Genomic DNA, 2,267 nt, shown 5'->3' with positions numbered 1-2,267 from the left:
TCGCGTTCCCCAGGGTGGCGAGCGCATCGAGCGGCGCGGCGCGTCCATGCTGCGGACCATCAACAAGGCCGATCTGTTCGAATTGTCGGCAGTCACAAGGCCAGCCTATCCGGCGGCGCAGATCGAGGCGCGGGCATGGGGTATGAGTGACAACACCACCACCGGCCTTCACCGCACCCTGAACAGGTGGAGGGCTTGAGCATGGGCTTTATGGACCTTTTTCGGCGTAGATCGGTTGAAACCCGTTCGAGCGGCACCGGCTACACGGCGGCAATCATGGCAGCACGGGAAAGCTGGATCTCCGGGCAATCGGGCCTGGCAAAGCTGACAAGCACAGTGCAAAGCGGTGTGAGCCTCTGGGAGAGCGCTCTGGCGGCGTCTGACGTGACCGGAACCGACATGCTGGACCGGGGCACGATGGCGCTCTGTGCGCGTTCTCTGGCCCTGCGTGGCGAGGTTGTGGCGCTGATTACTGCTGACGGCATCGTTCCGGCGGTGGATTGGGACGTATCGACCCGCAACGGCATCCCCAGGGCTTACCGTGTCAGCATATCCGAAGCAGGCGGCGGGCGCACCAAAACGGCACTGGCGGGCGAGGTTCTGCACTTTCGCATTGGCTCTGATGCTGCGATCCCTTGGACCGGGCAGGCACCGCTTGCACGTTCTGGGTTGTCGGCATCATTGCTGCATGAGGTTGAAACTGCATTGCGCGACGTGTTCCGGGATGCACCGCTTGGCAGTCAGATCGTTCATCTGCCCGATTCATCGGCGGATGACATGGAACAAATGAGATCCGCATTCCGGGGCAGACGCGGTTAAACCCTGGTGATCGAGGGCGTGGCGCAAAGCACGGCAGCGGGCATGAATCCGCAGATCGGGCAAAAGCCTGACCAACTGTCACCTGACCTGCAAAAGGCAACCCATGTGGAAGCTCTGGCGGCAGCACAAGACGGCGTGGCGCTGGCCTATGGGGTCTGCCTTCCATGCTGGCCCGTTCGGCCCAGGGCAACGCGATCCGCGAGGGGCAGCGGCATCTGACAACCTGGACCATCCAGCCGATGGCCGAGGAAGCAACCTGCAAACTTGGCGAGCCTATCGCCATCGACGTTGTGCGCAATCTGCAAGCCTTTGACACGGGCGGCAGGGCGCGGGCGCTGAAATCCATCATCGACGCATTGGCAGCGGCAAAGGCGGCGGGCGTAGACCCGGCACCGGCCCTGAATATGGTGGATTGGAGCGAATGAGATAAGGCGAGTTGCGCCTGGCGTCCTTCTGTTTTCATCCGCCAAAGCAACCGGGATAAGACGGCGAGTACCCCAAAACCCCGTCACGGCGCGGCCCATCGGCCTCCCTTATACCGAGGGCGCGGCGCTGATTGCCACGGCATGGTTTACCGGGGGCAATCATCGGACCCCGCGTCAGAGGACCAGGGCCGGGATCGAGTGAGTCCCGGCCCGCTCGAATCAAGGTGCGCGCGAAGGCAAACGCGGTGAGGTTGACCATACCCCGTTTCGCTCAGATGCTGGCATGTCACCGCACCAGTAAAAGTGGGGGTGATTATCAGGGATTAAGAGCCTTCTCCAATGCGTCATTTATCCGAACCCTAGGGTCAGGCGGAGTTTGGTCAAACCTGTTGATTGTATTGCCGATTGGATCTGTTGCCTTGAGCGGCTTGACGACAAACGATAGCGCGTCATGATTGGCTCGTTGATCAATGGGGAGGGGGCGAAAGCGGTATGAAATCGTCTCGTCCGGCTCAATTCCACCGGGTATACTAGCCACCTCCGATGTAATAACCAGCCATGGGACTGATCGCCCAATTTCTCTGACGGTCATGGAAAAGTGAATACTCTCAATCGGAAAGTCTGAGCGGTTTGATATGTCGCAGACAAGTGCCGTCAAATTAGTGTGCGGGAAAATTCCGTCACCGTGGCAGTTTTTGACCGTGAAGGGAGTATCCGCTAGCGCAGGCGGGGCAACGAATAGTGTGGTTAATAGGGCCAGCCTTATCATTTTGGAGACCTACATAGCAGAGGGCGACATAACGTCAGGCAGAACTGATGATGGTTCACCAAGTTCAAAGCAAAACCACACGCGTTGTTCACATCTGGCACAACTGACATCCGCTTAGGCCGTGTTGACAAAAGGTGTTAACAGGGCGGGCTGAACGTGATTCAAACTGGTATCTGCAATGGAGACCAGCTTGGCACGAGACCTGATGTCGGACGAAGAGTGGGCGTTTCATGAACGCTTCATCCTGGCCGCCC

At 59.1% G+C, this 2,267-nt stretch carries 3 protein-coding genes; all 3 read left to right on the top strand.

Features of this window, described 5'->3' with window-relative positions:
* Positions 1-199 (top strand): HK97 family phage prohead protease (locus tag AB9K34_RS03875; RefSeq protein ID WP_369953119.1); only part of this gene is annotated, 199 nt, incomplete at its 5' end.
* The gene (locus AB9K34_RS03870) at positions 196-819 is read left to right on the top strand and encodes a hypothetical protein (RefSeq protein WP_369953118.1); all 624 of its coding nucleotides are present in this window, start codon (positions 196-198) and stop codon (positions 817-819) included. The genes AB9K34_RS03875 and AB9K34_RS03870, both read left to right, overlap by 4 nt.
* 164 nt (positions 820-983) lie before the next feature.
* The gene (locus tag AB9K34_RS03865) at positions 984-1,244 is read left to right on the top strand and encodes a hypothetical protein (protein ID WP_369953117.1); all 261 of its coding nucleotides are present in this window, start codon (positions 984-986) and stop codon (positions 1,242-1,244) included.
* Positions 1,245-2,267 lie beyond the last annotated feature (1,023 nt).

The organism is Sedimentitalea sp. XS_ASV28 (assembly GCF_041224545.1).
GTDB lineage: Bacteria > Pseudomonadota > Alphaproteobacteria > Rhodobacterales > Rhodobacteraceae > Sedimentitalea.
The sequence above is the reverse complement of the archived record's forward strand: the minus strand, read 5'-3'. Positions and strand labels throughout refer to the sequence as shown.